This window comes from Bacillus haimaensis (genome assembly GCF_048270625.1).
GTDB lineage: Bacteria > Bacillota > Bacilli > Bacillales > Bacillaceae_I > Sutcliffiella_A > Sutcliffiella_A haimaensis.
Genome location: NZ_CP158164.1, coordinates 115265 through 142109 on the forward strand (window position 1 = coordinate 115265; position 26845 = coordinate 142109).

The 26845-nt window shown below is 42.3% G+C and carries 27 protein-coding genes and 1 tRNA gene; 23 read left to right on the forward strand and 5 right to left on the reverse strand.

All coding sequences use genetic code 11. From position 1 onward, the window contains the following. Window positions 1–701 precede the first annotated feature (701 nt). The 9 genes from ABN702_RS00525 (at window position 702) to ABN702_RS00565 (ending at window position 7978) form a co-directional block, all read left to right on the forward strand. Window positions 702–2141 (forward strand): tetratricopeptide repeat protein, encoded by a 1440-nt coding sequence (locus ABN702_RS00525; protein WP_417898942.1) that lies wholly within the window; start codon window positions 702–704, stop codon window positions 2139–2141. Window positions 2142–2246: 105 nt separating this feature from the next. Beyond that, window positions 2247–2456, forward strand: coding sequence for a hypothetical protein (locus ABN702_RS00530; RefSeq protein WP_417898943.1), 210 nt, complete (start codon window positions 2247–2249; stop codon window positions 2454–2456). 179 nt (window positions 2457–2635) lie between these two features. Further along, window positions 2636–3598 (forward strand): thioredoxin-disulfide reductase, encoded by a 963-nt coding sequence (gene trxB, locus ABN702_RS00535; protein WP_417898944.1) that lies wholly within the window; start codon window positions 2636–2638, stop codon window positions 3596–3598. A 534-nt stretch (window positions 3599–4132) separates the two neighbouring features. Beyond that, complete coding sequence (locus ABN702_RS00540) at window positions 4133–4591, forward strand: 8-oxo-dGTP diphosphatase (protein WP_417898945.1); 459 nt, start codon at window positions 4133–4135, stop codon at window positions 4589–4591. 18 nt (window positions 4592–4609) lie between these two features. Continuing rightward, on the forward strand, window positions 4610–5500 hold the full coding sequence (gene rapZ / locus ABN702_RS00545) for an RNase adapter RapZ (protein ID WP_386634664.1): 891 nt from the start codon (window positions 4610–4612) through the stop codon (window positions 5498–5500). Further along, the gene (locus tag ABN702_RS00550) at window positions 5500–6465 is read left to right on the forward strand and encodes a gluconeogenesis factor YvcK family protein (protein ID WP_417898946.1); all 966 of its coding nucleotides are present in this window, start codon (window positions 5500–5502) and stop codon (window positions 6463–6465) included. The genes rapZ and ABN702_RS00550 overlap by 1 nt, the downstream gene beginning before the upstream one ends. Before the next feature lie 104 nt (window positions 6466–6569). After that, window positions 6570–7514, forward strand: a complete 945-nt coding sequence (gene whiA / locus ABN702_RS00555; protein WP_204412511.1) for a DNA-binding protein WhiA — start codon at window positions 6570–6572, stop codon at window positions 7512–7514. Between the two features lie 36 nt (window positions 7515–7550). After that, window positions 7551–7808: an HPr family phosphocarrier protein gene (locus ABN702_RS00560; RefSeq protein WP_386634656.1), complete on the forward strand. Its 258-nt coding sequence runs from the start codon at window positions 7551–7553 to the stop codon at window positions 7806–7808. Beyond that, window positions 7808–7978 carry a hypothetical protein gene (locus ABN702_RS00565; protein ID WP_417898947.1) on the forward strand — a complete coding sequence of 57 codons (171 nt, stop codon included), beginning with the start codon at window positions 7808–7810 and terminating at the stop codon, window positions 7976–7978. The genes ABN702_RS00560 and ABN702_RS00565 overlap by 1 nt, the downstream gene beginning before the upstream one ends. Before the next feature lie 450 nt (window positions 7979–8428). Here ABN702_RS00565 and clpP read toward each other — a convergent pair whose 3' ends face one another. Next, window positions 8429–9010, reverse strand: coding sequence for an ATP-dependent Clp endopeptidase proteolytic subunit ClpP (gene clpP, locus ABN702_RS00570; RefSeq protein WP_204412509.1), 582 nt, complete (start codon window positions 9008–9010; stop codon window positions 8429–8431). Between the two features lie 632 nt (window positions 9011–9642). Between clpP and ABN702_RS00575 the strand changes: the two genes are divergently transcribed. The 10 genes from ABN702_RS00575 to ABN702_RS00620 all read left to right on the forward strand — a co-directional run bounded on the left by ABN702_RS00575 (window position 9643) and on the right by ABN702_RS00620 (window position 20132). Then, window positions 9643–9720 (forward strand) — tRNA-Arg (locus tag ABN702_RS00575). A gap of 467 nt (window positions 9721–10187) precedes the next feature. Beyond that, complete coding sequence (gene rpoN / locus ABN702_RS00580; protein ID WP_417898948.1) at window positions 10188–11519, forward strand: RNA polymerase factor sigma-54; 1332 nt, start codon at window positions 10188–10190, stop codon at window positions 11517–11519. A gap of 16 nt (window positions 11520–11535) precedes the next feature. After that, window positions 11536–11778, forward strand: coding sequence for a glutaredoxin family protein (locus ABN702_RS00585; protein WP_417898949.1), 243 nt, complete (start codon window positions 11536–11538; stop codon window positions 11776–11778). 145 nt (window positions 11779–11923) lie between these two features. After that, window positions 11924–12943, forward strand: coding sequence for a sugar-binding transcriptional regulator (locus ABN702_RS00590; RefSeq protein ID WP_386634646.1), 1020 nt, complete (start codon window positions 11924–11926; stop codon window positions 12941–12943). A 48-nt stretch (window positions 12944–12991) separates the two neighbouring features. After that, on the forward strand, window positions 12992–13999 hold the full coding sequence (gene gap, locus ABN702_RS00595) for a type I glyceraldehyde-3-phosphate dehydrogenase (RefSeq protein WP_417898950.1): 1008 nt from the start codon (window positions 12992–12994) through the stop codon (window positions 13997–13999). Window positions 14000–14138: 139 nt separating this feature from the next. Then, the gene (locus ABN702_RS00600; RefSeq protein WP_417898951.1) at window positions 14139–15323 is read left to right on the forward strand and encodes a phosphoglycerate kinase; all 1185 of its coding nucleotides are present in this window, start codon (window positions 14139–14141) and stop codon (window positions 15321–15323) included. Between the two features lie 39 nt (window positions 15324–15362). Beyond that, on the forward strand, window positions 15363–16124 hold the full coding sequence (gene tpiA, locus ABN702_RS00605) for a triose-phosphate isomerase (protein WP_417898952.1): 762 nt from the start codon (window positions 15363–15365) through the stop codon (window positions 16122–16124). Beyond that, window positions 16117–17652 (forward strand): 2,3-bisphosphoglycerate-independent phosphoglycerate mutase, encoded by a 1536-nt coding sequence (gpmI, locus tag ABN702_RS00610; RefSeq protein WP_417898953.1) that lies wholly within the window; start codon window positions 16117–16119, stop codon window positions 17650–17652. Before tpiA ends, gpmI begins: the two co-directional genes overlap by 8 nt. A 24-nt stretch (window positions 17653–17676) precedes the next feature. Then, complete coding sequence (eno, locus tag ABN702_RS00615; RefSeq protein WP_417898954.1) at window positions 17677–18972, forward strand: phosphopyruvate hydratase; 1296 nt, start codon at window positions 17677–17679, stop codon at window positions 18970–18972. 875 nt (window positions 18973–19847) lie between these two features. After that, the gene (locus tag ABN702_RS00620; protein WP_417901010.1) at window positions 19848–20132 is read left to right on the forward strand and encodes a hypothetical protein; all 285 of its coding nucleotides are present in this window, start codon (window positions 19848–19850) and stop codon (window positions 20130–20132) included. Here ABN702_RS00620 and ABN702_RS00625 read toward each other — a convergent pair. Then, window positions 20110–20301 (reverse strand): hypothetical protein, encoded by a 192-nt coding sequence (locus tag ABN702_RS00625; protein WP_417898955.1) that lies wholly within the window; start codon window positions 20299–20301, stop codon window positions 20110–20112. The genes ABN702_RS00620 and ABN702_RS00625 overlap by 23 nt on opposite strands. 376 nt (window positions 20302–20677) lie before the next feature. On the opposite strand from ABN702_RS00625, the gene secG reads away from it, so the two are divergent. Then, complete coding sequence (secG, locus tag ABN702_RS00630) at window positions 20678–20908, forward strand: preprotein translocase subunit SecG (protein ID WP_386634630.1); 231 nt, start codon at window positions 20678–20680, stop codon at window positions 20906–20908. Between the two features lie 38 nt (window positions 20909–20946). On the opposite strand, the gene ABN702_RS00635 is transcribed toward secG, so the two are convergent. The 3 genes from ABN702_RS00635 to ABN702_RS00645 form a co-directional block, all read right to left on the reverse strand. Then, complete coding sequence (locus ABN702_RS00635; RefSeq protein ID WP_417898956.1) at window positions 20947–22149, reverse strand: ATP-binding protein; 1203 nt, start codon at window positions 22147–22149, stop codon at window positions 20947–20949. 165 nt (window positions 22150–22314) lie between these two features. Beyond that, window positions 22315–22443, reverse strand: a complete 129-nt coding sequence (locus tag ABN702_RS00640; protein WP_417898957.1) for an anti-repressor SinI family protein — start codon at window positions 22441–22443, stop codon at window positions 22315–22317. Beyond that, window positions 22436–22813 carry a helix-turn-helix domain-containing protein gene (locus tag ABN702_RS00645; RefSeq protein ID WP_417898958.1) on the reverse strand — a complete coding sequence of 126 codons (378 nt, stop codon included), beginning with the start codon at window positions 22811–22813 and terminating at the stop codon, window positions 22436–22438. The genes ABN702_RS00640 and ABN702_RS00645 overlap by 8 nt, the downstream gene beginning before the upstream one ends. 556 nt (window positions 22814–23369) lie before the next feature. Between ABN702_RS00645 and ABN702_RS00650 the strand changes: the two genes are divergently transcribed. The 3 genes from ABN702_RS00650 (at window position 23370) to ABN702_RS00660 (ending at window position 26834) form a co-directional block, all read left to right on the forward strand. Beyond that, window positions 23370–24092, forward strand: a complete 723-nt coding sequence (locus ABN702_RS00650; RefSeq protein WP_417898959.1) for a YveK family protein — start codon at window positions 23370–23372, stop codon at window positions 24090–24092. Then, entirely contained in the window at window positions 24073–24741 is a 669-nt protein-coding gene (locus tag ABN702_RS00655; protein ID WP_417898960.1) for a CpsD/CapB family tyrosine-protein kinase, read from the forward strand. Before ABN702_RS00650 ends, ABN702_RS00655 begins: the two co-directional genes overlap by 20 nt. Before the next feature lie 245 nt (window positions 24742–24986). Then, complete coding sequence (locus tag ABN702_RS00660; RefSeq protein WP_417898961.1) at window positions 24987–26834, forward strand: polysaccharide biosynthesis protein; 1848 nt, start codon at window positions 24987–24989, stop codon at window positions 26832–26834. The last annotated feature ends 11 nt before the right edge of the window (window positions 26835–26845 follow it).

The window sequence follows — 26845 nt, forward strand, 5'->3', positions numbered from 1 at the left end:
TTGATAAGTGGTTTTGGGGGTGGGAAGTGAGCGTGTGTTTTTGGTGTTTTGCCGGTTTTTGGAGGTTTTGTTGGGGAGGGATGGCTTAACACCGGCGCCAGACCCCATAGGGTAAGGTCGTGGAGTTTAAAAAGTGCGCTAAGTTTGTTTAATTGGGGGAGGTTGTGTGGTTTTTGGGGTCAGGCCCCGGGCAGCCGTCGGGTTTTTAGTGGACGAATTCGTGGAGGGGTGGGTTTTGTTTAGTTTGTTTTGGAGGGGGAGGTTAGCGTGGTGTAGGGGAGCGAAGCGCTGGGGGCGCTTTGGCTTGCGGGGTTGGTGTGGTTTTGCGGTTTTTGGATTTTTGTTGTGGGAGGGATGCTTAAGACCGGGGCCAGACCCCATAGGGTGTGGTCGTTGAGATTGTGGGGTGGGCTTAGGTTGTTTGTTTTGGTGAGGTTGTGTGGTTTTTGGGGTCAGGCCCCAGGCGGCCGTCGGGGTATATAGGGGACGAAATCGTAGCGAAGGGTTGTTTTGTTTAGTTTGTTTTGGTGAGGGTGGTTTGCGTGGCGAGGGGGAGCGAAGCGCTGGGGGCGCTTTGGCTTGCGGGGGGGGTGTGTTTTGCAGCATTTTGTTGGAATATTGTTGATTAATTTTGCCATCTGTTGTGAGGGGGGAGTTGTGTTATACTACGAACGGTAAAGTATGTTTTGTTGGAGGCTATAATGGGAGAGAAACCGAATTTGAAGAAGAGTGTTACTAAGGTGATCCCATTTGCGCAGAATGGGGATTATTTTTATCAAAAGGGAATTCGTGCTTATCGGAAGCGGGATTTATATAAAGCGAGAAAATGGCTGCAGCGCGCGGAGGATTTGAAGCCGAGTGATGCGTCAATTATGTGCCAGCTGGCTATTGTGTTGACGGAGCTGGGTGATTATCAGCGTTCGAATGAGCTATTGATGGATATTGTGGAGAACTTGGAGCCAGAGATGTATGATTGCCATTATTTTTTGGCGAACAATTATGCGTATCTTGGATTGTTCCAGGAGTCCAGAAAACATGCCGAGGAATATTTGACCATGGAGCCTGATGGGGAGTTTGTCGAGGATACGGAGGACCTGATGGATCTGCTATCCATTGAGACGGATGAGCCTGAGGATTATGTGATGGGGCAGGATCATCTCATTGTGATGCAGGAGCAGGCGCGCAATCTTCTGGAAAAAGGCCAGCTCGATGAAGCGCTGGAGCTTTTGGAAGAGATTATCGAGGAGTATCCGCAGTTCTGGTCAGCGTACAACAATCTGGCGCTTGCTTATTTTTATAAAGGCAACCTGACACAGGCTCGTGATGTGCTGGAGGATGTTCTGGACAAAAATCCTGGCAACCTTCATGCATTATGCAATCTGCTTGTGTTCTACCATTATGAAAATAACCTGGATGAAATGAAAGTTCTTGCAGGAAGATTGGAAAAGGTGACCCCGATCCTGGTGGAGCATCGCTATAAGCTTGGTGCGACATTCGGCTTGATTGGTCGACATGATCTTGCTTACAAATGGCTGCGATCCCTGCAGCGCAACGGATTCCAGGGAGATGGCACGTTCTTTTTCTGGTTGGCAAATGCGGCCTACCATACGGAGCGCTATCAAGTTGCCGAGCAGGCATGGGCGAAAGTGTTGGAGATGAACCCTGAAAAAGCGGGCACGGAGCCATGGAAGCAGAATGATGATGTGGATCTCGAATTGGAAGAAGCAGAGCAGCTATTTAAGATTTTCACGCTTAGCTTTTCCAAGAAAACGACCATAAAGAATGTGCTCGACCAGCCATATGCCAGTTCCAGTGTACGTGATTTTGCCATGGCAGTTCTGCTCAAGAAAAAGGATGTTCCGCTTAGCATTGCAAACGGCTATGAGATAGCATCCCTGTTGAAGCTTCATTCGACAGATCAGGCAGTGAAGGAATGGTTCGTCCTTTTCGCCAGAGCGCAAAAAGAAGCGATAGCCTTCACGAATGCACCCGCGTGGGCAAGTGCCTTTGATTATGTATGGAGCAAACACAATGGCTATGCAGCCAAGCAAAAGGAATTGGCGGAGCAATACAACGTTTCTGTCAGCACCTTAAGAAAATACGTAAAAAAGGTAGAGGACCTCATGGACCCCACGCCTTAACAAGAAGCTAAGACAATATCACTGTCTTGGCTTTTTTGTTTTGCGATTTTTTAAAAGTAATTCATGTTACAATAATTGTAAAGAATCATGGTAGGAGAGGTAAACATGAGAAAGTACGTTATCTTGGTATTATCTTTGGTTATGATCTGTCTTCCTTTGTATGGACTCTATTATGAAAGTCAACCAAAAGTGGGGCCAATCGGTAATGGTGTCCAGAACACTCCTGGGTTTCTTGTTGTGTGGCCGATTATTGCGGGCCTGTGTTTTCTTACATTAAGCATCATAATGTTTGTCCAGGAACGAAAAACACACTAACGGATAGAACATGAGCAAAAAGTTGGACGTACAACTAGTCTGTTATATAGGATAGTAACTGGGAATACTTTTACTAGAAGTATTCCGAAAAACAGATAACAGGCTTCTTAAAAACACGATGAAAAACAAGGGTCCTTTCATAAAAATAACGACTGAAAGTATACAAAGGAGTGGACAACATGACAGAAGAGAAAATTTATGATGTGGTAATTATCGGAGCAGGACCGGCTGGAATGACAGCAGCAGTATATACCTCCCGTGCAAACTTGAGCACATTGATGATTGAGCGTGGAATGCCAGGTGGACAGATGGCCAACACAGAGGAAGTGGAAAACTACCCTGGATTTGACCATATCCTTGGACCTGAGCTTTCTACAAAAATGTTTGATCATGCGAAAAAATTCGGTGCGGAATATGCATACGGAGATGTAAAAGAGATTATTGATGGCAAGGAATATAAAACAGTCAATGCTGGAGGGAAATCCTATAAAGCCCGCACAGTTATCATTTCAAGCGGTGCGGAATACAAGAAAATCGGCGTTCCTGGTGAAAAAGAGCTTGGCGGCCGCGGGGTTTCCTATTGTGCGGTTTGTGATGGGGCCTTCTTTAAAGGAAAAGAGCTTGTTGTTGTAGGTGGAGGAGACTCTGCAGTGGAAGAGGGCGTATACTTGACCCGATTCGCTTCAAAAGTTACAATTGTGCATCGTCGCGATGAGCTTCGTGCCCAGAAGATCCTTCAACAACGTGCTTTTGACAACGAGAAGATTGATTTCATCTGGAGTCATACAGTGAAGGAAATCAATGAACTGAACGGAAAAGTTGGCAGTGTGACACTTGTCAGCACAAAAGACGGTTCCGAACAGGATTTCAAAACAGATGGCGTGTTCATCTATGTTGGAATGCTTCCACTGACTAAACCGTTCTTGAACCTTGGTATCACCAATGATATGGGCTATATTGAAACGAATGAGCGTATGGAGACGAAGGTGCCAGGCATCTTTGCGGCTGGAGATATCCGCGAAAAGACTTTACGCCAGATCGTTACGGCAACAGGGGACGGAAGTATTGCTGCACAAAGCACACAGCATTATGTAGAAGAGCTTTTGGAAGAGTTAAAAGCGCAGCAAGCAGAGAAAATCTGAGGGGTTTGTCGGTAGATGGAGGATTATGGGTAAACTTGTCGAAATATCCTCTTAATCAAATCGTAACTGCGCTTTAACCAATCTGTAACAGCTTTGAAACAATAATCGGTTATTATATAAGTAGTAATTGACCCCCTTTTATAAATATAGTTTGACGGCACGGGTTCCCTTTTTCCCGTGCCAATTTTTTTTGCTTCTTTTTACATCCTCTTCTACTTGACTTTGATCCATGCTACATATTGTCAGAAATTCTCACAGGCTTGTTCTATATGTATCCATTGGTATGCTATACTTATGGAAGTAAAGCGGTTTCACGAATCTGGAATCGATACCTTTTTTGAATACAGTTTCGAGCAAGCTCAATGTTCCCTAATTTGTAGAACTTTACTGTGTCTTATTTCATCCTTTTAAAGTAAAATAGAAATGATACACTTGGCTAGTTCTGAAAATCGAATAATTTTACAAAAGCCTTGCTTCAGTATGGAGAATGAACGTTCCTGCTGAGCTTTTCCAATAAAATTGAGGTGAAGAATCATGCAAAGAGTAACAAATTGTGTATTAGTGCGTGATGATCAAGTCCTTCTGCTGCAAAAGCCGAGACGTGGTTGGTGGGTAGCACCTGGCGGAAAGATGGAGCATGGGGAGTCTGTGAAGGATTCCGTTGTGCGCGAATATCGCGAAGAAACAGGCATATATTTAAAAAATCCTGCCCTTAAGGGTGTTTTTACTTTTGTGATAAAAGAAGGAAATGAAATTGTTTCAGAATGGATGATGTTCACATTTCTGGCGACTGAATATGACGGCCAGAACGTGTTGGAGTCGGAGGAAGGCAAAATCGAATGGCATAAGGCAGACAGTATAGCTGAATTGCCGATGGCTCCGGGAGATTTTCATATTCTGGATTATTTGATAAAAGGATCAGGGATGATTTTCGGTACGTTTACTTACACGCCGGACTTCGAACTGTTGTCCTATCGTCTGGATCCCAATTAAGATAGGAGAGGAAGAAGCATGAGTACAGGTACGAGCAGTGATGTGGAATTAGTCATAATTACTGGAATGAGTGGAGCCGGTAAAACCGTTGCCATTCAAAGCTTGGAGGATTTGGGCTTTTTCTGCGTGGACAATCTTCCCCCTACGCTATTGCCGAAATTTTTGGAGCTGATGGAGGAGTCCGGAAGCAAGATGAACAAGGTAGCCCTTGTCATGGATCTTCGGGGCCGCGAATTCTTCGATAGCTTGTTCGAAGCGCTTGACGATATTTCCGAGCTATCGTGGGTAACGCCTCAGATCCTGTTCTTGGATGCAAAGGATTCGGTGCTTGTCAGCCGCTATAAGGAAACAAGAAGATCGCATCCGTTGGCGAAATCCGGATTGCCGCTTGAGGGAATCGAGCATGAACGCGAGTTGTTAGAAGAGCTGAAAGGCCGTGCTCAGCTGATTCTGGATACTTCCAATTTAAAACCGCGAGAACTTAGAGAGAAAATCCTCAAACAATTTGCAACGCACTCCAAACAAACTTTCAAGGTGAACGTTCTTTCCTTTGGATTTAAGTACGGAATTCCGATTGATGCAGATCTTGTATTTGATGTCCGTTTCCTGCCCAACCCGCATTACATCGATCATATGAGGCCGATGACCGGATTGGATGAAGAAGTATCTTCCTATGTGCTAAAATGGTCGGAAACACAGAAATTCATTGAAAAGCTGACAGACCTCCTGACCTTTATGCTTCCGTACTATAAGCGTGAAGGTAAGAGCCAGATCGTGATCGCGATTGGCTGCACAGGCGGCCAGCACCGTTCCGTGACATTGGCGGAGTACTTTGCAAAGCATTTCAAGGATGATTATGATACGCTGATAACACATCGTGATATTGAACGACGAAAGGATAAACGCTGATGAGTCGTTCCAAACTTCCGAAAATCGTCATTCTAGGAGGAGGCACAGGTCTTCCTGTCCTGCTCCGGGGATTGAAACATTATGATGTGGACATCACAGCCATTGTAACAGTGGCTGACGATGGCGGAAGCTCAGGCAGACTGCGTGATGAGCTGCATATCCCGCCTCCGGGTGATGTCCGCAATGTACTCGCCGCCCTATCCGATGTCGAACCATTGGTGGAAGATCTTTTCCAGCATCGCTTTCAGGCGGGTAACGGGCTATCCGGCCATTCACTAGGCAATCTCCTGCTGGCGGCAATGACCACCATCACCGGGGATTTCGTCCACGCAATCCGCGAAATGAGCAAGGTATTGAATGTAAGGGGCAAGGTGCTTCCTGCAGCGAACCAGAGTGTCATTCTTCATGCGGAAATGGAAGATGGTACGGTCATATCCGGTGAATCTAAAATTCCATACTCCGGTAAAAAGATCAAGCGAGTCTTCCTGACACCTGAAAACGTGGAGCCTCTCGGGGAATCCGTGGAGGAAATCAGGAAAGCGGATCTGATTATTGTTGGGCCTGGGAGCCTGTATACTAGTATCCTGCCAAACCTGCTGGTACCTAAAATAGGGGAGGCGGTTTGTGAGTCTGATGCTAAAAAAGTATATATCTGCAATGTGATGACGCAAGCCGGTGAAACGTTGGATTACACAGCAAGCGATCATGTGAAAGCCTTGTATGACCATCTTGGGTGTCCGTTTATGGATACGATTCTTGTAAACGAAGAGGATATTCCGGAAGAGATAAAATTCCGCTATAAAAAGGAATATGCTACTCCTGTTGTATATGACATCGCAAAATTATCCGGAATGGGACTGAAGATTGTCCATGATAAGATTATCCGTTACGAAGATGGATATATTAGACATGACACACAAAAAGTGGCAGCGCTTTTATACTCGATGATACAGCAAGAAAAATAGAAGAATGCAAACGGGTGCACGTCTTAGGTGGTTAGAGATGAGGGGTTTTCCTATTAAACGGCTCATCGCTTCCCCAACATCTATTCACTGGGGGGTGATCAATCGTGTCCTACGCTTCTGAAACAAAGAAAGAATTAACAACGATTGAAATCAAGGATTGTTGCGTAAAAGCCGAGCTTGCCGCATTGATTCGAATGAATGGTTCACTCTCCTTTTCCAACAGGAAATTGATATTGGACATTCAAACGGAAAATGCTGCGATAGCAAGAAGAATCTATACGCTGACAAAAAAGATATATGATGTACGTGTCGAACTGCTTGTACGTAAGAAAATGAGGCTGAAGAAGAATAACGTCTACATTGTTCGCTATGCCGAGCAGGCGCACTACATCCTGGATGAACTGAAGATCCTGAAGGACGGATTTACCTTTGTCCGTGACATATCGCCGGAATTAATCGCCAAGAAATGCTGCAAGCGCTCGTACTTGCGTGGGGCATTTCTAGCAGGAGGGTCCGTGAATAATCCGGAAACGTCTTCCTATCATCTAGAAATTTTTTCACTTTACCATGAACATAACGAATCTTTGTGCGAACTGATGAATATGTTTCACTTAAACAGTAAAACGCTGGAACGCAAGAAAGGATTCATCACCTACTTGAAAGAGGCGGAGAAGATCGCTGAATTCCTAAGTATCATCGGTGCCCATCAAGCATTGTTGAAGTTCGAGGATATCCGCATCGTGCGAGATATGAGGAACTCCGTCAACCGTCTCGTGAACTGCGAAACAGCGAATCTGAACAAAACGATAGGAGCAGCCATCAGGCAGGTCGAAAACATCCGCTTCATCGACCGCACTGTAGGGCTTCATATCCTGCCCGATAAATTGAGGGAAATTGCAGAACTTCGCGTCAACTACCAGGATGTGACCTTAAAGGAGCTTGGGGAAATGGTGTCCAGCGGCACTATCAGCAAATCGGGTATCAATCACCGCTTGCGCAAAATTGATGAGATCGCCGATAAATTACGTGCAGGAGAAACGGTTCATTAATTTTAAAATATAAATAGATATAGAGGAGGAAGAATAATGGTACAAAAACAAGTAGATGTTCGTTTGAAAACAGGCTTACAAGCACGCCCAGCTGCCCTTTTCGTACAAGAAGCAAACCGCTTCTCATCAGATGTATTCCTAGAAAAAGACGGCAAAAAGGTGAACGCAAAAAGCATCATGGGCCTTATGAGCCTAGCAATCGGTTCCGGAACAACCATCACCCTGATAGCCGATGGCCACGACGAAGACGATGCAATTGCAGCATTAACCACATACGTACAGCAAGAAAATTAATGGAAAAGGATGCCGTTGATGGTGTCCTTTTTTTGTTTGGGGCGGTGGCTGTTGATTTAGTTTGGAGTTATTATACTCGAAATCCTTTTTTAAAAGTTAATTTGTTTGAGGAAGTTTTGCAGCGCGGGGTTGAGCGGTTTTGTGGAGTTGTGAAACAAACGTTTGTTTAAAAAATGGTATTTTGGTAGAGGGATTTGCTGGTTTTTACCCTGTTTGATGCGTTTTACGGCATTATACTGAAAATCCTTTTTTATAAGTTAATTTGTTTGGATAAGTTTTGCAAGGCGTGGTGGAGGGATTTCGGGGAGTTGTGAAACAAACGTTTGTTTAAAAAATGGTATGTGGGGATAATGAGTGATTTAACTGAAAAACATAGTTACACAGAAGATGCCGCCGCTGAAGAAAAGTGGAAGCGGGCGAAAGTGGCTTCTCTTCGGGCGAAAGGCAGTGGTTTTCGGGCGCAAAAATAAAAATTCGGGCGAAAAGTTCGATAAATCGGGCGAAAAATGAAATTTCCGGGCGAAAGTGGTAGTTTGCAGAAATCACGATTGAAATAAACAAGATGATAATACGTAAAAAAACCCCCGATCCATCCGAATCAGGGGTTCTTCAACTAACTATTAGTTATTTTTAATAACTTTATCAATCAATCCGTACTCAAGCGCTCTTTCAGCTGTCATGAAGTTGTCACGATCTGTGTCGCGTGAGATTACTTCGATCGGCTGGCCTGTGTTTTCGGAAAGGATGGTGTTCAGCTTTTCGCGTAGGAATAGGATGCGTTTTGCAGCGATCTCGATTTCTGTTGCCTGGCCTTGTGCACCGCCAAGTGGTTGGTGAATCATGACTTCAGAGCTTGGTAGCGCAAAGCGTTTGCCTTTTGCACCTGCAGAAAGTAGGAATGCTCCCATGGAAGCCGCCATACCTACACACATCGTGCTGACGTTTGGCTTGATGAAGTTCATTGTGTCGTAAATTGCCATACCGGCAGTAATGGATCCGCCTGGGCTATTGATGTAAAGCGAGATATCCTTTTCTGGATCTTCCGCTGCCAGGAATAGAAGCTGAGCAACAATGGAGTTTGCCACGTTGTCGTCAATTGCACTTCCAAGCAGGATAATGCGGTCTTTTAAAAGACGGGAGTAGATGTCATATGCACGCTCTCCACGGCTCGTTTGTTCAATAACTGTAGGAATTAAGTTCATCTCACTTTTCCTCCTTTAAATTAGGTAATAACCTGAGTTTTGCTAGGTTCATATGTATTAGATTCCGCAACAGAAAAAGTGTTACAGAAATCATTCGGGAACCTAAACCAATTAACAGGCATTTCTTAAACTTTATGTACTTTTATCATACATATAAGGTCAATAATGGTCAAATAAAAACCATCGCAAAAACCCCTATTTTTCTCCATGTAATAATGATATCCATTCTGGGAGGGAATTAAACTTCTGTTTAGACAGAAGGTGCTTTTATACTTCAACTTTAAATTCAATTCAAAGAGCACAACTTAAAATTAGTTAAGCACATCAAGCCCTTGCCAAATAGTAAAAATAATGAAGACTATAAGAATAATAAGAATAAACCATGAAAAGAAATGTTTTTTCCCCGAATGATGGAATAGGCAAAATAGGATAGAAGGCATACAAGACCAATGGCCATCAAGGCGTAAAGCAAATAAAAGAATATGTACAAAATAATCACCCCAATAAAAATATAGATAATCTTATACTAGTCTAATTTTAACATAGCTGTATATAATTGAAGGAAATAGATTTTGTAGCTTGCTTGAATTGTGGTTCCGAGCTATAATAGCATATGGACACAATCTAAATTAGCGCTCGTAGCTCAGGGGATAGAGCGGTGGTTTCCGGTACCACGTCATGCGGGGGTTCGATTCCCTCCGAGCGCGCCAACCTTACATACGGCTGGAAAAACTTACAGCTGGGATCAAGCAAAAACTTATGTTACGATATTACATGTAGCGGACAAGTGCCGTGAAAAACATTTAACTTTCAACCCAGTGTCGGCACACTGGGTTTTCTATTTGTTTACATAACAACAGGGGCCTGACCCTCAGCGCTTTAAAGCGCTGAGGGTCAGGCCCCTTTCTTTTATTACAATAAGATGTTATTTCCCGCTTCTCTGCATTGCCGCCTTGAAGTGGGCGTATAGTTATAGGGGGATGCAGGGCTTCCAACATTTTTCGATACAATTAATCGGGTTTCTCATGTACAATAAGTATGCGCTTACAAGAAGGTGGAAGTGATGAAAGGTGCCAGCGTCCGTTTTCTGACTGAAACACTGAAACCCAAGTGGGGCAACGGACGGTTGCACCTGTAGACTGACAAAATGAAAGTAAGGACAGAAGGGAGAATGGGAATGAAGCAATCTGTAAGTTTGTATCAGGAACAAACACTGAAGCTTGCGATGACGCAGGAGTTGAAGCAGGCCATTACGTTGCTGCAGTATTCTTCGCATGAGCTGCTTGATTTTCTGCAAGAGCAATCTCTGGAAAACCCCCTTTTAGAGCTGAAGGAATTGGAGGCTCCAAGGGAGTTTGCGGCTTCTCGCGTTCAGCGCCTGAGACAGCGCAGCAAACCAGGGGCAAAACAGGGCTTTTCGATCGAGAATTTCAGTAGGCATGGGGAAACCCTTCATCACCATATAGAGCATCAGCTCTTGGATAGCTGTTTGCCAGCAAACCAACTCCAAATCATAAAACGCATGATTGACTATATAGACGCGAACGGATACTTGCAGGAAGAAACCGAAACAATTGCACAGCAGCTAAGGGTTCCAACTCTACAGGTTGAACAGGCCATCATCAATATTCAAAGCCTGGAGCCTGCAGGAATCGGAGCAAGGGATTTAAAGGAATGTCTGCTGCTTCAGCTGAGACGATTACCAAAGCGTTCCCATTTGGCAGAAAGAATTCTGGAGGAAGACTTCACCCTTTTTGCTGAAAAAGCGTGGAAGACCTTGGCGAAAAAACATGAAATCAGTTTAAAGGAGATTCAGGAGGTCCATGATGAAATCGTGAAGCTCCATCCACGACCGGGGAATCTATATGAAACAACGGAAAAACCAAGGTATATCATTCCTGACTTGATTGTACAACAGCTGCATCAACAGTTCGTCGTTTCGTTGAATGAGGAGATCGTGCCCCAGATTGCGATCAACGAGAAGTACAAATCAAGTTTCTCTTCACAAACAGAAGTGGATGCCTACCTCCAGGAAAAGCTGCAGCAATGTCAATGGATCGTCAAGAGCATCGAACATCGTAAGCACACGCTAGTTAAAGTAATGGAAGAGATTGTATCGGCACAGCTGTCCTTTTTCCTGAACGGGCATTCCTTCTTGAAGCCGCTGACACTAAAAGATATTGCGGAGCGCCTCAACGTACATGAGTCGACGGTGAGCAGGGCGACAAAGGAGAAATACGTGCAGACTCCATTTGGACTGTTTGAACTGAAATACTTTTTCAGCCAGAGCCTGACTGGCAGATTTGATGAAGAGAAATCAACCAAGCAGGTGCAGCAGCTTGTGGAGGAACTGGTAAAGGCGGAGGATAAACAGAAGCCTTTGTCTGATCAACAGCTGACAAACCTGCTCCAAAAGCAGTATCATATAGCTATCTCAAGAAGGACGGTCGCGAAATATAGGGATTTATTGAACATCCCGAGCTCCTCGATGAGAAAACGCTACGATTGAGAAGGGTGTAAGAGAAGTGAACCTGAAATTTTATACAAAAGTGGACTGTCCGCTTTGCGAGAAGGCAAAAGCCAGGCTTCAGGAGCTGCAGAGCGAGATGGAATTTTCAATTGAAGAAGTGGATATCTATCAGGACGATGCATTGCTGGAAAAATATCAGATCATGATTCCGGTGGTGGAATTGGATGGAGAAATGCTTGGTTACGGTATCATAAACAAAGAAGAAATAAGAAAGCGTTTACTTGAAAAAATCCGATAGACCCTAGTTGCATAAGGGTTTCACCTTTGTTACAATCAACTTGTAGCAAGGGTGATTTTTTTTACCGCTACTGGGACATAATATGTCATAGCGGGACATTTTGAGTCCAACCAGGTAAAATTTGCACCTTAAAGGGGAAGCTATAATGAAGCAGATTATTGAAGTACAAAAGAAATTGTTGCCTGATCTTCTCTCCATTATGCAGAAACGATACGAAATACTACGTTACATAAGGTTGATGCAGCCGATTGGAAGAAGAAGTCTATCAGGCAGTCTGGGTTTGAGTGAGCGTGTGCTGCGAAGTGAAGTCGACTTCCTTAAAGCACAAAACCTGATTCATGTAAGTGTTGCCGGCATGACACTGACACAAGAAGGTACCGTTCTTTTAAAAAGCCTGGAGGAGATCATGAAAGAGGTTTCCGGTTTAAAGGTGCTTGAAGCGGGAATAGAAGAAAAGTTAGGGATTTCAAAGGTAGTCGTCGTTCCGGGAGACAGTGACCAATCCCCTTGGGTTAAAAAAGAAATGGGTCGGGCGTGCGTAAATACGATGCGGAAAAGATTCCATGACGAAAATATCATTGCAGTGGCTGGTGGAACAACTATTTCCTCCGTCGCAGAAATGATGAAGCCGGACGCGAAAAACCGTGAATTGCTTTTTGTCCCGGCACGTGGCGGGCTTGGCGAAAAGGTGCAGAACCAGGCAAATACGATCTGCGCGACGATGGCAGAAAAGGCGATGGGCAACTATCGATTGCTCCATATTCCGGATTCGCTCAGTCACGAGTCGTATCAGTCCATGATAGAGGAACCATCGATAAAAGAAGTGATTTCGCTGATCAAAAATTCTAGTATGGTTATTCATGGAATTGGAGACGCTAAAACAATGGCAGAGCGCCGTAAAACAGCACCGGAAAATATGCAGAAAATTGAACAGGCACATGCAGTCGCAGAAGCTTTCGGCTACTATTTTAACGAAGCCGGGGAAGTAGTGCATAAAGTTCAAACCGTAGGAATGCAGTTGGCAGATTTGGAAAAGATAGAATGTGTGATTGCAGTAGCGGGTGGCGCATCGAAAGCAAAGGCGATCCGTGCATATTTAAAAAAAGCTCCCCACACCATCCTGATTACGGATGAAGGAGCCGCAAAAGAGTTAATTAGGGAGTAACAACCCTTAATAATAAAAATTTCTTAGCATACTAAGGAGGAAATTAACATGGCAGTAAAGATTGGTATTAACGGATTTGGACGTATTGGACGTAACGTATTCCGCGCAGCATTAAAGAACTCTGAGGTAGAAGTAGTAGCAGTTAACGACTTAACAGACGCTAACATGCTTGCTCACCTTTTAAAATATGACAGCATTCACGGCAAATTGGCTGCTGACGTGAAAGTGGACGGCGACAACCTTGTTGTTGACGGCGTAACAATCAAAGTAACAGCTGAGCGTGACCCAGCGAAATTGTCTTGGGGCGAGCTTGGAGTAGACATCGTTGTTGAATCTACTGGTTTCTTCACAAAGCGTGCAGACGCTGCGAAACACTTGGAAGCTGGCGCGAAGAAAGTAATCATCTCTGCTCCTGCATCTGATGAGGATATCACAATCGTAATGGGTGTTAACGAAGATAAGTACGATGCAGCTAACCACAACGTTATCTCCAACGCATCTTGTACGACTAACTGCTTAGCGCCATTCGCGAAAGTATTGAACGACAAGTTCGGTATCAAGCGTGGAATGATGACAACTGTTCACTCTTACACAAATGACCAACAGATCTTAGACTTGCCACACAAAGACTACCGTCGTGCCCGTGCAGCAGCTGAGAACATCATCCCGACGTCTACAGGAGCTGCAAAAGCGGTATCCCTAGTATTACCTGAACTAAAAGGTAAATTGAACGGTGGAGCTATGCGTGTTCCAACTCCAAACGTTTCCCTTGTTGACCTTGTTGCTGAACTTGACAAGGACGTAACTGCTGAAGAAGTGAACGCAGCATTCAAAGCAGCGGCTGAAGGCGAATTAAAAGGAATTCTTGGCTACTCCGAAGAGCCACTAGTATCTGGTGACTACAACGGTAACCCTGATTCTTCTACAATCGACGCATTATCTACAATGGTAATGGAAGGCAGCATGGTAAAAGTTATCTCTTGGTACGACAACGAGAGCGGATACTCTCACCGTGTTGTTGACCTTGCGAAGTACATCGCTTCTAAAGGACTTTAATTCTAAAATATTTGGAATAAACCGCGAAAGCATTCTATAATAAGAAATGTGAAGTAGAGGGGGATTGGGGAACACACCCCCTCCCTCTTTTCATGTTTTTGAAAAACTACAAATTCCTTTTAAGGGAGGCCGTTTGAAGATGAACAAGAAAAGTATTCGTGACATCGACGTAAAAGGCAAACGCGTATTTTGCCGCGTGGACTTTAACGTACCGATGAAGGACGGACAAGTAACGGACGAAACTCGTATCCGTGCAGCATTGCCGACCATCAAGCACTTGGTTGATGGAGGAGCGAAAGTGTTGCTTGCGAGCCACCTGGGCCGTCCAAAAGGGCAAGTAGTGGAAGAGCTTCGCTTAAACGCGGTAGCAGCCCGTCTACAGGAGCTTCTTGGTAAAGATGTGAAAAAAGCGGATGAAGCTTACGGTGATTCAGTAAAGAACATGGTAAGCGAAATGAGCGAGGGAGACGTTCTTTTACTTGAAAACGTACGTTTCTATCCTGGTGAAGAGAAAAACGATCCGGAACTTGCGAAGGAGTTTGCAGCACTTGCTGATGTATACGTAAACGATGCTTTCGGTGCAGCTCACCGTGCACATGCTTCGACAGAAGGAATTGCTCAGCACTTACCGGCAGTAGCAGGCCTCTTAATGGAAAAAGAATTAGAAGTACTAGGCAAAGCACTTTCCAATCCAGATCGACCATTTACGGCGATCATTGGTGGAGCGAAAGTTAAAGATAAAATCGGTGTGATTGAAAACCTGCTGAACAAAGTAGATAACATCATCATCGGTGGTGGACTGGCCTATACATTCATCAAAGCAAAAGGCTATGATGTTGGAAAGTCCCTGTTGGAAGAAGATAAAATTGATCTGGCTAAATCGTTCATGGAAACAGCAAAAGAAAAAGGCGTAAACTTCTATGTTCCTGTGGATGTAGTGGTAGCAGACGATTTCTCTAACGATGCAAACACAAAAGTGGTTCCTATTGAAGAAATTCCAAGTGACTGGGAAGGCCTGGATGCTGGACCTAAATCCCGTGAAATCTACGCAGATGTCATCAAAAAATCCAAGCTTGTTATCTGGAATGGACCAATGGGAGTATTTGAACTGGATGCATTTGCCGGCGGGACAAAAGCTGTAGCAGAAGCCCTGGCAGAAGCAAAGGATACATACTCTGTCATCGGTGGAGGAGACTCAGCTGCTGCGGTTGAAAAGTTCAACCTTGCAGACAAGATGAGCCATATCTCGACTGGTGGCGGTGCGTCCCTAGAGTTCATGGAAGGCAAAGAGCTTCCTGGCGTAGTGGCGTTAAACGATAAGTAATACAGCATGATAAAATCTGGCTTTGAAAGGAAGGATACCATGCGTAAACCAATTATTGCTGGTAACTGGAAGATGCACAAAACGCTTTCTGAAGCGACAAGCTTTGTGGAAGAGGTAAAGGGACTTGTACCTTCTCCGGATAAAGTGGACGCGGTTGTATGTGCACCTGCATTATTCTTGGAGCGTCTTGTAACTAATGTAGAAGGCAAAGATCTTAAAATCGGTGCACAGAACATGCACTTTGAAGATAGCGGAGCTTTTACAGGAGAAGTCAGCCCTGTAGCATTAAAGGATATCGGTGTCTCTTACGTCGTTCTGGGTCACTCCGAGCGTCGTGAAATGTTCGCTGAAACAGACGAAACAGTAAACAAGAAAACTCTTTCTGCATTCAAACACGGTTTAGTACCAATCGTTTGCTGCGGAGAAACATTGGAAGAGCGCGAGTCAGGCAAAACCAATGACATCGTTGGAGATCAAGTGAAGAAAGCTTTAACAGGCTTAACTTCCGATCAAGTAAAAACGACAGTTGTTGCATATGAGCCTATCTGGGCAATCGGAACAGGCAAGTCTTCCACTGCTGAAGATGCAAACGAAACTTGCGCACATATCCGTAGTGTCATCGCTTCTGAATTCGACCAAGCTGCAGCAGATGCAGTCCGCATTCAGTACGGCGGAAGCGTAAAGCCGACAAACATTGCTGAATACATGGCGCAATCCGATATTGATGGAGCGCTTGTAGGCGGAGCAAGCTTAGAGGCACAATCTTTCTTACAGCTTTTGGAGGCAGGTAAGAATGAGTAAAAAGCCAGTAGCATTAATAATCTTGGACGGTTTCGCATTGCGCGGAGAAACAATGGGTAATGCCGTTGCGCAAGCGAATAAACCAAACTTCGATCATTTCTGGAATACGTATCCCCATGCTGAATTGACGGCTAGCGGGGAAGCGGTCGGACTACCGGAAGGGCAGATGGGCAACTCCGAGGTGGGCCATTTGAACATCGGTGCAGGCCGCATCGTGTACCAGAGCTTGACTCGTGTGAATGTGTCCATCCGTGAAGGTGATTTTTATGAAAATGACACCTTCCTGAATGCCATCAACCATGCAAAACAGAACGGCAAGAACCTGCACATCTTCGGCTTGCTTTCCGATGGTGGGGTTCACAGCCATATCCAGCATCTATTTGCCTTATTAAAACTGGCAAAAAAAGAAGGGCTGGAGCGCGTGTATATCCATGGTTTCCTGGATGGCCGCGATGTTGCACCTAAGTCCGCGCCTGAGTTCATCAAGCAGCTGAACGAACTGCTTCTTGATCTTGGAGTCGGGGAAATCGCAACAATCTCTGGGCGCTATTACTCCATGGACCGTGACAAGCGCTGGGATCGAGTGGAAAAGTCATACCGCGCCATGGTATACGGAGAAGGCCCGGCCTACTCCAATGCGATGGAATGTATCAATGACTCTTACAACAACGGAATCTTTGATGAGTTCGTCCTTCCATCTGTCATGACAAAAGAAGATGGAAGCCCTGTTGCCACCATCCAGGAGGACGATGCGGTAATTTTCTATAATTTCCGCCCGGACCGAGCAATCCAGATTTCCAACACGTTCACGAACAAGGACTTCCGTTCCTTCGACCGTGGACCGAAGCACCCGTACAACCTGATGTTCGTCTGCTTTACACATTTCAGTGAAACCGTGGACGGATATGTAGCGTTCAAGCCGGTAGGAATGGATAATACTCTTGGTGAAGTACTATCCCAAAACGGCCTGAAGCAGCTGCGTATTGCCGAAACGGAAAAATATCCACATGTTACCTTCTTTATGAGCGGTGGACGTGAGGATGGATTCCCTGGTGAGGAACGTCTCTTGATTGACTCACCAAAAGTGGCAACCTACGACCTGAAGCCGGAAATGAGTGCTTATGAAGTAACAAGCGCACTCCTAGCCGAAATAGAGGCGGACAAACATGATGCCATCATCCTGAACTTTGCAAACCCTGATATGGTCGGGCACTCCGGAATGCTTGAGCCAACCATCAAGGCTGTGGAAGTGACAGATGAATGCTTAGGAAAAGTGGTAAATGCCATTCTTGCAAAAGATGGTGTGGCCATCATCACCGCAGATCACGGAAATGCCGATGAAGTCGTCACGACAGAAGGCAACCCAATGACTGCACATACAACAAACCCAGTACCTGTGATCGTAACGCGCAAAGGCGCGGAATTACGTGACGGCGGTATTCTTGGCGATTTGGCTCCAACAGTGTTAGACTTGCTTGGAGTGGCAAAACCGAATGAAATGACTGGAACGTCTTTAATTAAAAAATAAATTTAACTCAAAGGAGAGTTTTACATGCCAATTATCTCTGATATTTACGCACGCGAAGTCCTTGACTCCCGCGGAAACCCAACAATCGAAGTAGAAGTTTACACAGAATCAGGTGCGTTCGGACGCGCATTAGTACCAAGTGGAGCATCAACTGGTGAGTACGAAGCAGTTGAACTACGCGACGGCGACAAGTCCCGTTACTTAGGAAAAGGTGTTCAGCAAGCGGTTGAAAACGTCAACGAGCACATCGCTCCTGAACTAGTAGGTCTTTTCGATGTTCTTGAGCAAGTGGCAATCGACGAAGCTTTAATCGAACTTGACGGAACAGAAAACAAAGGAAAATTAGGTGCAAACGCGATCCTAGGTGTTTCCATGGCAGTAGCACGTGCAGCAGCTGACTTCCTTGAAGTTCCTTTATACCAATACTTAGGCGGATTCAACGCAAAAACTCTTCCAGTACCAATGATGAACATCATCAACGGTGGAGAGCACGCTGACAACAACGTAGACATCCAGGAATTCATGGTAATGCCTGTTGGTGCGGAAAACTTCAAAGAAGCGCTACGTATGGGCGCTGAAATCTTCCACGCACTTAAATCAGTATTAAGCGCTAAAGGCTTGAACACTGCTGTAGGTGACGAAGGCGGATTCGCTCCAAACCTAGGTTCCAACGAAGAAGCACTTCAAACAATCATCGAAGCCATCGAAAAAGCTGGCTACAAACCAGGCGAGCAAGTAATGCTAGCAATGGACGCTGCTGCTTCTGAGTTCTACAACAAAGAAGACGGCAAATACCACCTTAAAGGTGAAGGCGTAGTATACACTTCTGAGGAAATGGTAAGCTTCTACGAAAAAATGGCAGAAAAATATCCAATCATTTCTATCGAAGACGGCTTGGACGAGAACGACTGGGAAGGCTTCAAGCTTCTAACTGAGCGTATCGGAAGCAAAGTTCAACTTGTTGGGGACGATCTTTTCGTAACAAACACAAAGAAATTGGCTGAAGGTATCGAGCGCAAAATCGGTAACTCCATCCTAATCAAAGTGAACCAAATCGGAACACTTACAGAAACTTTCGAAGCAATCGAAATGGCAAAACGCGCTGGCTACACAGCAGTCATCTCTCACCGCTCCGGTGAAACAGAAGACAGCACAATCGCCGACATCGCCGTAGCAACAAACTCCGGCCAAATCAAAACAGGCGCACCATCCCGTACCGACCGCGTAGCAAAATACAACCAACTACTTCGCATCGAAGACCAGCTTGGTGACACAGCGCGTTATGATGGGTTGAAATCTTTTTATAACTTGAAGAAGTAATAAGTTAACGGACTGTCATAAGTCCTTAAAATGAAAGAAGGAAGGAAAAACAATTAGTTTTTCCTTCCTTCTTTTTTATGGGTTAATATTGGTCCCACCTGATCCCTTCTTCTAATTTCTGTGGATTAATCCTTAAGGGAAAAATGGGAATTTCTTTTCCAATTAACCTGCCAGATCGTGTGCTTTTCCATTCTGATTGGTCTTTTTCCTTCTAATTTTACCCAGAATAAAGTTACGTATAAATTCAGTTTGAATTTCCGTGCCTTTTGAAAATAGATATGCAATGAAGCATATAGATACCACAAGAATTAATTCAATAATTACAGCGAATATATTTGGTTGTATACCGGAAAATCCATTACTAGCACCCCAATAATATACCGTATTTATGATTGGATAATGTATTAAATATAAACTGAATGAAAAGCTAGCGATTAGCTTGGAAAATTCACCAAACCAACTTAGGTCAATCGTTTTAATTCTGTCGGAAAGGACATGGAATAAGGTATAAATAAAAAACCCAATTGCTAGTCCCAGGAAAAGGTCTACTATGAACAAATTCTCTGTCCAAGTTTTGGTGAATAATCTTCCAGTCATAACAAGAGGTCTTATCATCATAGTAACCATCAGTATTAATAAAGCAAGTAGAGGCATATAACGTCTGTTCAATAAATTCAATTTTGGTAAAACAAGAACGAAAGCTCCTATTAACCAAATAAAAAAATACAAGTTCATTCGAAGTCCGATTGTTGTTATAATTACACATGCAATCACTAAATAAATAGCCTTATGTACTTTCCCATGTATATTAAAAAATATTAAATATTTTAGGAGGTCCTTCAGTAATAATCTTCTTTGTTCTTAGTGGACTTTTTATCTCCCGATCAATATTTAAAGCAATAAATGAAAACAGATGGTCATGGAAAGAGTATTTAATAAACAGGTTGACGAGATTATATGTAGTTTTAATACCATCATTGGTACTTACGTTTATCTTGGATAGAATTGCTGTGAATTACTTTGGAGAAAAAGGTTATACCGATGTCATCACCAATATACAAGGTTTTTTGGGAAACTTATTCTTTCTACAAAATATTTTTGTACCTGTCTATGGTTCCAATGCTCCTTTATGGAGTCTTAATTACGGTAGAGAAATTTAATAAAAAAAGTTGGGTTTTCAACATTTCCATATCCTACAAATAACCTTGAACTTAAATGTTCCATTAGTACTAAAATTGCAGATAGTCCACGGATAAAATCTAAAATCGTTGAGATGTTACCACTTAATAATCCATTGGCATAAGAAAAATTTAAAAATAGCTTTTTCAATTCATATTCCCCTTCCTCCACTTTCCGAAAATCTAAAATATAGATCTTTTAGTTTTCTTCTGTTCTTTATAAATTATAACATGTTCTTTATAAAGAATGAACCTTATTTTTCCTTTCAGCCAAATGACGCTCGTTTCATCAAATCGTCATTACAGAGATAAAACTGTACTGGATAGGGGAAGTGCATTTGAGAAAAATGAAATGTCGATAAAAGTCCGATTTTCAATGAAACAAAGAAATTTTTTTAATGAGGATGCGTAAAAAAGTTTGAACTGCCCATCGATCCTAACGATTCGCATTTCCTCTTGTCCCCCTTGTCATTATGTGGTACATTTAATGTAATGTTATATGTGCGTTCGCAGGAGGTGTAGGTTTCATGACGATCTTATTAACTGTCTTACTTATTATTGTAGCACTAGGACTTATCGCAGTTGTTTTACTTCAATCCGGTAAAAGTGCCGGTCTTTCTGGAGCAATCTCCGGAGGAGCGGAAACACTTTTCGGTAAACAAAAAGCGCGCGGTCTAGACCTTATTCTACACCGTACAACAGTTGTTCTTTCCGTGTTATTCTTCATCCTAACACTGACAATTGCATACTTCGCTTAATAAATAAAAACCACTTTCCAATAGGAGAGTGGTTTTTACTATTTTATAATAGGAAATGAAACCGTCACGTCTGTCCCGACACCTTCATGACTATCAAACGTAATCGTTCCATTATACTTTTTCACGATATTGAAGCAAATCATCAGACCAAGTCCGGTTCCTTTACTTTTCAAAGAATAGAACGGAGTACCAATTATCTGCAACTGTTCCTCCGTCATCCCTACCCCATGATCGGAAACAACAATTTGCACCATATCTTGCTCTTTTTTCACCTTGACTTCAATGGTATCCCCAGCTTTGGATGACTCAATAGCGTTCTTGAAAATATTCACAAAAAGCTGCTTGAACTCCAGCAGGCTGCAGGATATTTCACAGTCATCCTCCACGATAAGGCGGATTTGAATCGTTTCCATCAATGCATACGATTTAATCAAATCCAATACATTATGTAGTGATTCCTTTATATTCACAACCTCCGAATCCACATCACTAGGCTTTGCCAATGATAAAAAATCCGAGATGACTCGTTCCGCCGTTTTCAGTTCCTCGAGCATCAATTCATAATGCTTCCTTTTTTCCTGTGGCTGGTCGTTGCCATACAATTGCAGAAACCCCTGTACAACTGTAATCGGATTCCGGATTTCATGGGCAACCGCAGCGGCAAGTTGTCCGGTTGTCTTCAGCCGTTCATCCTTCTGAATCTGCTCATAGTATAGCTTTTGATTCTCAATGCGTTTCTCCAGTAGCAGAAAAATGAACAAAAGCATCACCTGACTAGCCAAGAAGTTGATAGCATATCCTAGCACGTCTTTATGAAATAGATAGTAAACTTCCCCTTTATCCACCAAAATAACATAGATCATGAACGATAAAACTACAGCAACATTTCCATACAATGAGAAGTAGAAGAGCTTTTTATTGAAAAATAGAATGGCAATCCCCGGAATGAAACAGATAATCAGCATAGGGGATAAGGTAAATGGATAAATCACAAACATCAGATAAAAATAGATTGCCAACATAACATTGATACTAGTTCTTATCAAAGCTGTCTGTTTTTTAGGATAAACCCAAATCAATATGGCATTTACCGCTACCACTACAGCATGGAGATAGAAGGAGATTCCTAAATGCTCCTGAGTAAAGAACGTAAGCAGAACGCCCAGAATCATTAATATAATTCCCGCACCCATTACAAGGCGATATACTTTTAAATTGGGTAACCCACTTAATTCCTTCATATAAAACATCCTTAAAAATAAATTATATGTATATAATACTAGAATTGGTGAAGGATTTATATGAATCCCTTTTTCTTTTCCTTTTTTGAGACAAAAAAAACCGGGATGTATGAACTGCTTAGTCAGCATTCATAATCCGGGTTTTATATTTCAAAATATTAATCCTTAATTATTGACTAATACCTCTCGAATTGTTGATTCCATAAAAAAATTCCTTATTTCCTCTTCTGTCAAACCTATTTCTTTAGCTTCAAGTATTAAATCGACCCATTCCGAATCTAAATCATTAGCCACTTGTGCCTTCCTCCTTACTACTTTTTTGACTGTACATTTGCCATTTTTGAAATTGGAGATAATCACGATATTTAACGAAGTCCTCTTTTGTCATACCTTCTCGGATGGCTTTCTGGATTAATTTTTTCCATTCCTCATCTACGATATTTCGGTTTTTTTCTACTTTAGCAAGTGATACCCCATCTAGTAGATATTCTATGTCTGTCCCTAAACTTAATGATATTTTCTGAAGAAACTGCAACGAAGGATTTGTTTGAAGATCCCGTTCTAAATAGCTTAAATATGATTTTGATACGCCAGCTTTTTCAGCAAGCTCGCTTAACGAATACCCCTTGCTTTTCCTTAGCTTTCTAATCCGCTCTCCTATCATTATCTATCTCCTTATTTTTATGTATAGCGTTCATTATATAGCACCACTTGTTCTTTGTGAAAAACGAAATATTTAGAAAACGAGCGAATAAAGAAGCTAATACACGAAAAGTATTCTTTATAATGAAAAAATGAACAGATTTAATGTTTTTTATTAAGAACAAAATGGTATATAATTCTTAACAAAATTCATTAAATAAGGATGAGAACCTCTATGTACATGAAAATTTGCGCCAGATGCAAGCATAACTCTTACAGTAGTTATGAATTTGGGAGTTGGGAATGTCCCGGTTGCAAATACGATCTTACTGAACAGAGCAATTCCATGGCAAATCGACATTTAGAGAGACAAAAACTGAAGGCTGTAAAGAAGAAACTTACACTTACACTAAGTAAAAGTGATTTTAATAGAGTAATTTGAAGAGAAGAGTAAATGTTCGTTGACACGTTCTATATAATGAACTATAATTTGGTTAAGTTTAATATTGTAAATTTTTTTACATGAGTTGTTCTTAATAAAGCATAATGTTTTTTCCACAAGAAAGTAGGCGAAAGTAATGAATACTGGGAGAGAAAAGGAAATAGAAATCAGTAAAATAATTAAGTTGCTTATAAAAAAGTCATGGATACTGATTTTAATAGTAATGATAACAACCGCCGCATCAGCATTTTACAATTCAATTTCCAAGCCGACACCCCTTTACCAAACATCCGCCAGTTTACTTATTCAAGATAGTTCAAGCTTTATTAACACTCTAATAGTATTTGTAAAAGAGCCTCCTGTGCTACAGTCGGTTATTCAGGAACTTGACCTGCAGAGATCCATGGAAAGCTTAAGTAATCAAATCAGTGTTCATACTGTAGAAAGTTCGCAAATAGTAAAAATAGCAGTAATTGACTCTGATCCGTATCGCTCAGCTGAAATTGCGAACAAAACAGCGGAAGTTTTTAAAACCCAAGTGGCGAGCACGTTGGATTTCAAATCAATTGAAATACTATCACCTGCAACTGTAAAGGAAAATCAGCAGCCGATAAATCCAGAATCCAACCGTTTAATACAAATAGGATTTGTGCTTGGTATCATTATAGGGATTGGATTCATTTTCTTACTGGACAGTCTCGATAACAAAATAAGATCCGAGCGTGATTTGGAAAATTTATTGGAAGTTCCTGTACTTGGAACTGTTTCAAAATATAAAAAGAAAATACTTTCCAACAATAAAGAGAAAAAAAGTGAATCCTATGTAAGAGGTGACGTCAGTGAATCTAAATCTATTTAAAAAAGGTTTTAAACGTAACATCAAACAAACACCTCAATCATTAATTGAAGAGATAGAAAGAATTAGGTTGAATGTCGAATTTTCATCCTTTGAAAATAAATGTAAAACGCTCATATTCACTTCCCCAAGTTATAAAGAAGGAAAGACGACCATCGTCACTCATCTGGCAGCTGCCTTAGCAGAAAACGGCCAAACTGTGCTTCTTATCGATACAGACATAAAAAAGCCAACCTTGCATAAGGTATTCAAAATAAAAAATACGATGGGCTTGACTAATATCCTGACTGGGCAAAAAACATTTGAGGAAACCGTCAACCAAACAAATATTGGTAGATTAAAAGTATTAACAGCCGGACCTATCCCATATAGTACAGAAAAAATATTCAAATCCACCACCTTGGATCAACTTCTTAAAGTGATATCAAGCTCCTTTGATTACATACTTATCGATTCAGCTCCAGCCCTAGAAGGAAATGATACGAGGATTTTTGCCAGTAAATGTGATGGAGTCATCCTCGTCGTTAAAAATGGTAAGACGGAAAATTCTCTCGCACTAGAAGCAAAGAAAGCTTTGGAAATCGCCAAGGCAAACTTGCTTGGTGTCATATTGAATGCGAAGCCTAGAGGATTACTGAATAAATTTTTTTAAACCTTTCGTTCTTAATTAAGAAACTTGAGTACTATATAACGGCGATGTCTCCTTGCCGGTATCAATGGAGGCACTCGATCATGCTGTGGGTGTAACAGCCTTAGACACAAGTTGTCGGTAGTGTGGTGTGAGGGCGGGTTGAATGCCCATGTTTAATTAAATTCCTTAGGAATGGAACCGAAGTAGTCTTCGATCTATCCTTAAGGAATTTAAACTATAACCATTTTCAGGAGGGAGGAAAGGAATTGACAGGTTTTATCAGATTAACTTGCTTATTGTTTACAGATCTATTATTACTTTTTCTCGCTATCATATTAGGTGATTTTCTTGCAACCGGTAGTTATATCGGTGGAAATAATCAAACTTTACTTTTTTCCATTATCTCTTTATTACTAGGGCATTCATTGATTTCTCACAAGTATAAGCTGTACAGGAAGGCATGGGAGTATGCGAGTGTGGGGGAATTATACATAATTATTAAGATTGTTACGTTAAGCACACTTATTACAGCTACAGTCCAACTTCTTATACTAGACGGAATCCAAACGCGATTTCTAATATCAACTTGGTTTATATACCTGGTTTGTGTTGGTGGATCTCGATTCGCTTGGAGGATAGTAAGAGACAGCTACCTAATTAAAAAGGATTCTGTAAAACGAACACTGATTGTGGGAGCTGGCGCAGCAGGAAGAATGGTAGCTAGACAGTTATTAAATAACCCCGCTTCTGAGTTACAGCCGGTAGCCTTTATAGATGATGATGTAAAAAAGAAAAATCTGGATATTTTGGGTATCCCTGTTGTAGGCTCTAAACAGGATATTGCAGATACAGTCGAAAATTTGGCAATAGATCATATCGTTATAGCTATACCTTCTTTGCATCAGAAAGAACTGCATAAAATATTCCTGGAATGTGGAAAAACGAAGGCAAAGACTCAAACACTTCCTATGTTGGAAGATCTAATGACAGGCAAGGTTTCTGTGAACCATTTCAGAGATGTGCAAGTGGAGGATCTGTTGGGAAGACCACCGGTAGAATTGGATATTAATAGTATTTCAGAAACCATCACTAATAGAGTAGTCCTAGTTACTGGGGCTGGTGGATCTATAGGGTCAGAAATTTGCCGCCAGGTTTCAATGTTTAATCCGGCCAAACTTATTTTGCTAGGCCATGGTGAAAATAGTATCTACTCCATTGAAATGGAACTAAAAGAGACATATAAAAATACAAAAATAGAATTCATCACAGAAATTGCAGATATACAGGATAGTAAGAAAATGAACACGGTGATGGAAAAACACTCTCCGTATATTGTCTATCATGCTGCAGCACATAAACATGTACCTTTGATGGAAAGGAATCCGGAAGAGGCCGTAAAGAATAATGTAATGGGAACAAAAAATGTGGCTCTTGCAGCCAATTGGAACAACGTCCACACCTTTGTCATGATTTCTTCCGATAAAGCAGTCAATCCTACGAGCGTGATGGGGGCAACGAAGCGATTGGCGGAGATGATCATCCAGGACCTTGATAAAAAGAGCACGACGAAATTCATTGCTGTACGATTTGGAAATGTGTTAGGTAGTCGTGGAAGTGTCATTCCATTATTCAAAAAGCAGATACTTGTTGGGGGGCCGGTTACGGTTACTCACCCTGATATGATCAGGTATTTCATGACCATACCCGAAGCTTCCAGGCTGGTTATCCAGGCAGGTAGCCTTGCCAGGGGCGGAGAAATCTTTGTCCTTGATATGGGGGAACCTGTAAAGATACTTGATTTGGCAAAGAATCTTATAAAGCTTTCCGGTCATTCCGTGGAAGATATCGGCATTGAATATTCAGGTGTCAGACCAGGAGAGAAACTCTTTGAAGAACTATTAAACGAAAATGAATTACAAGAAAAACAAGTCTATCCAAAGATTTATATCGGGAAAACATCCCAGTTATATATGAACGAAATCGAGGAGCTGCTTGAAACACTTGAAGAATCTGAAAGCCAGCATATCAGAGAGACATTACTGAGTCTGGCAAACAGAAAAGTAGTGGAGGAAGAGCAGCCAGTATCAAAAGTGATGTTATCGGTAACAGGATAAATGAGGGAGTG

Bases quoted from the DNA above. Each gene is read 5' to 3' on its own strand.
- clpP (WP_204412509.1), bottom strand. From the start codon at position 9,010: ATGAACTTAATTCCTACAGTTATTGAACAAACGAGCCGTGGAGAGCGT.
- ABN702_RS00540 (WP_417898945.1), top strand. From the start codon at position 4,133: ATGCAAAGAGTAACAAATTGTGTATTAGTGCGTGATGATCAAGTCCTT.
- ABN702_RS00635 (WP_417898956.1), bottom strand. From the start codon at position 22,149: ATGAAGGAATTAAGTGGGTTACCCAATTTAAAAGTATATCGCCTTGTA.
- ABN702_RS00525 (WP_417898942.1), top strand. From the start codon at position 702: ATGGGAGAGAAACCGAATTTGAAGAAGAGTGTTACTAAGGTGATCCCA.
- ABN702_RS00550 (WP_417898946.1), top strand. From the start codon at position 5,500: ATGAGTCGTTCCAAACTTCCGAAAATCGTCATTCTAGGAGGAGGCACA.
- tpiA (WP_417898952.1), top strand. From the start codon at position 15,363: ATGCGTAAACCAATTATTGCTGGTAACTGGAAGATGCACAAAACGCTT.
- trxB (WP_417898944.1), top strand. From the start codon at position 2,636: ATGACAGAAGAGAAAATTTATGATGTGGTAATTATCGGAGCAGGACCG.
- eno (WP_417898954.1), top strand. From the start codon at position 17,677: ATGCCAATTATCTCTGATATTTACGCACGCGAAGTCCTTGACTCCCGC.
- rapZ (WP_386634664.1), top strand. From the start codon at position 4,610: ATGAGTACAGGTACGAGCAGTGATGTGGAATTAGTCATAATTACTGGA.
- ABN702_RS00650 (WP_417898959.1), top strand. From the start codon at position 23,370: ATGAATACTGGGAGAGAAAAGGAAATAGAAATCAGTAAAATAATTAAG.
- gpmI (WP_417898953.1), top strand. From the start codon at position 16,117: ATGAGTAAAAAGCCAGTAGCATTAATAATCTTGGACGGTTTCGCATTG.
- ABN702_RS00565 (WP_417898947.1), top strand. From the start codon at position 7,808: ATGGAAAAGGATGCCGTTGATGGTGTCCTTTTTTTGTTTGGGGCGGTG.
- ABN702_RS00590 (WP_386634646.1), top strand. From the start codon at position 11,924: ATGAAGCAGATTATTGAAGTACAAAAGAAATTGTTGCCTGATCTTCTC.
- secG (WP_386634630.1), top strand. From the start codon at position 20,678: ATGACGATCTTATTAACTGTCTTACTTATTATTGTAGCACTAGGACTT.
- ABN702_RS00645 (WP_417898958.1), bottom strand. From the start codon at position 22,813: ATGATAGGAGAGCGGATTAGAAAGCTAAGGAAAAGCAAGGGGTATTCG.
- ABN702_RS00530 (WP_417898943.1), top strand. From the start codon at position 2,247: ATGAGAAAGTACGTTATCTTGGTATTATCTTTGGTTATGATCTGTCTT.
- ABN702_RS00560 (WP_386634656.1), top strand. From the start codon at position 7,551: ATGGTACAAAAACAAGTAGATGTTCGTTTGAAAACAGGCTTACAAGCA.
- gap (WP_417898950.1), top strand. From the start codon at position 12,992: ATGGCAGTAAAGATTGGTATTAACGGATTTGGACGTATTGGACGTAAC.
- ABN702_RS00600 (WP_417898951.1), top strand. From the start codon at position 14,139: ATGAACAAGAAAAGTATTCGTGACATCGACGTAAAAGGCAAACGCGTA.
- rpoN (WP_417898948.1), top strand. From the start codon at position 10,188: ATGAAGCAATCTGTAAGTTTGTATCAGGAACAAACACTGAAGCTTGCG.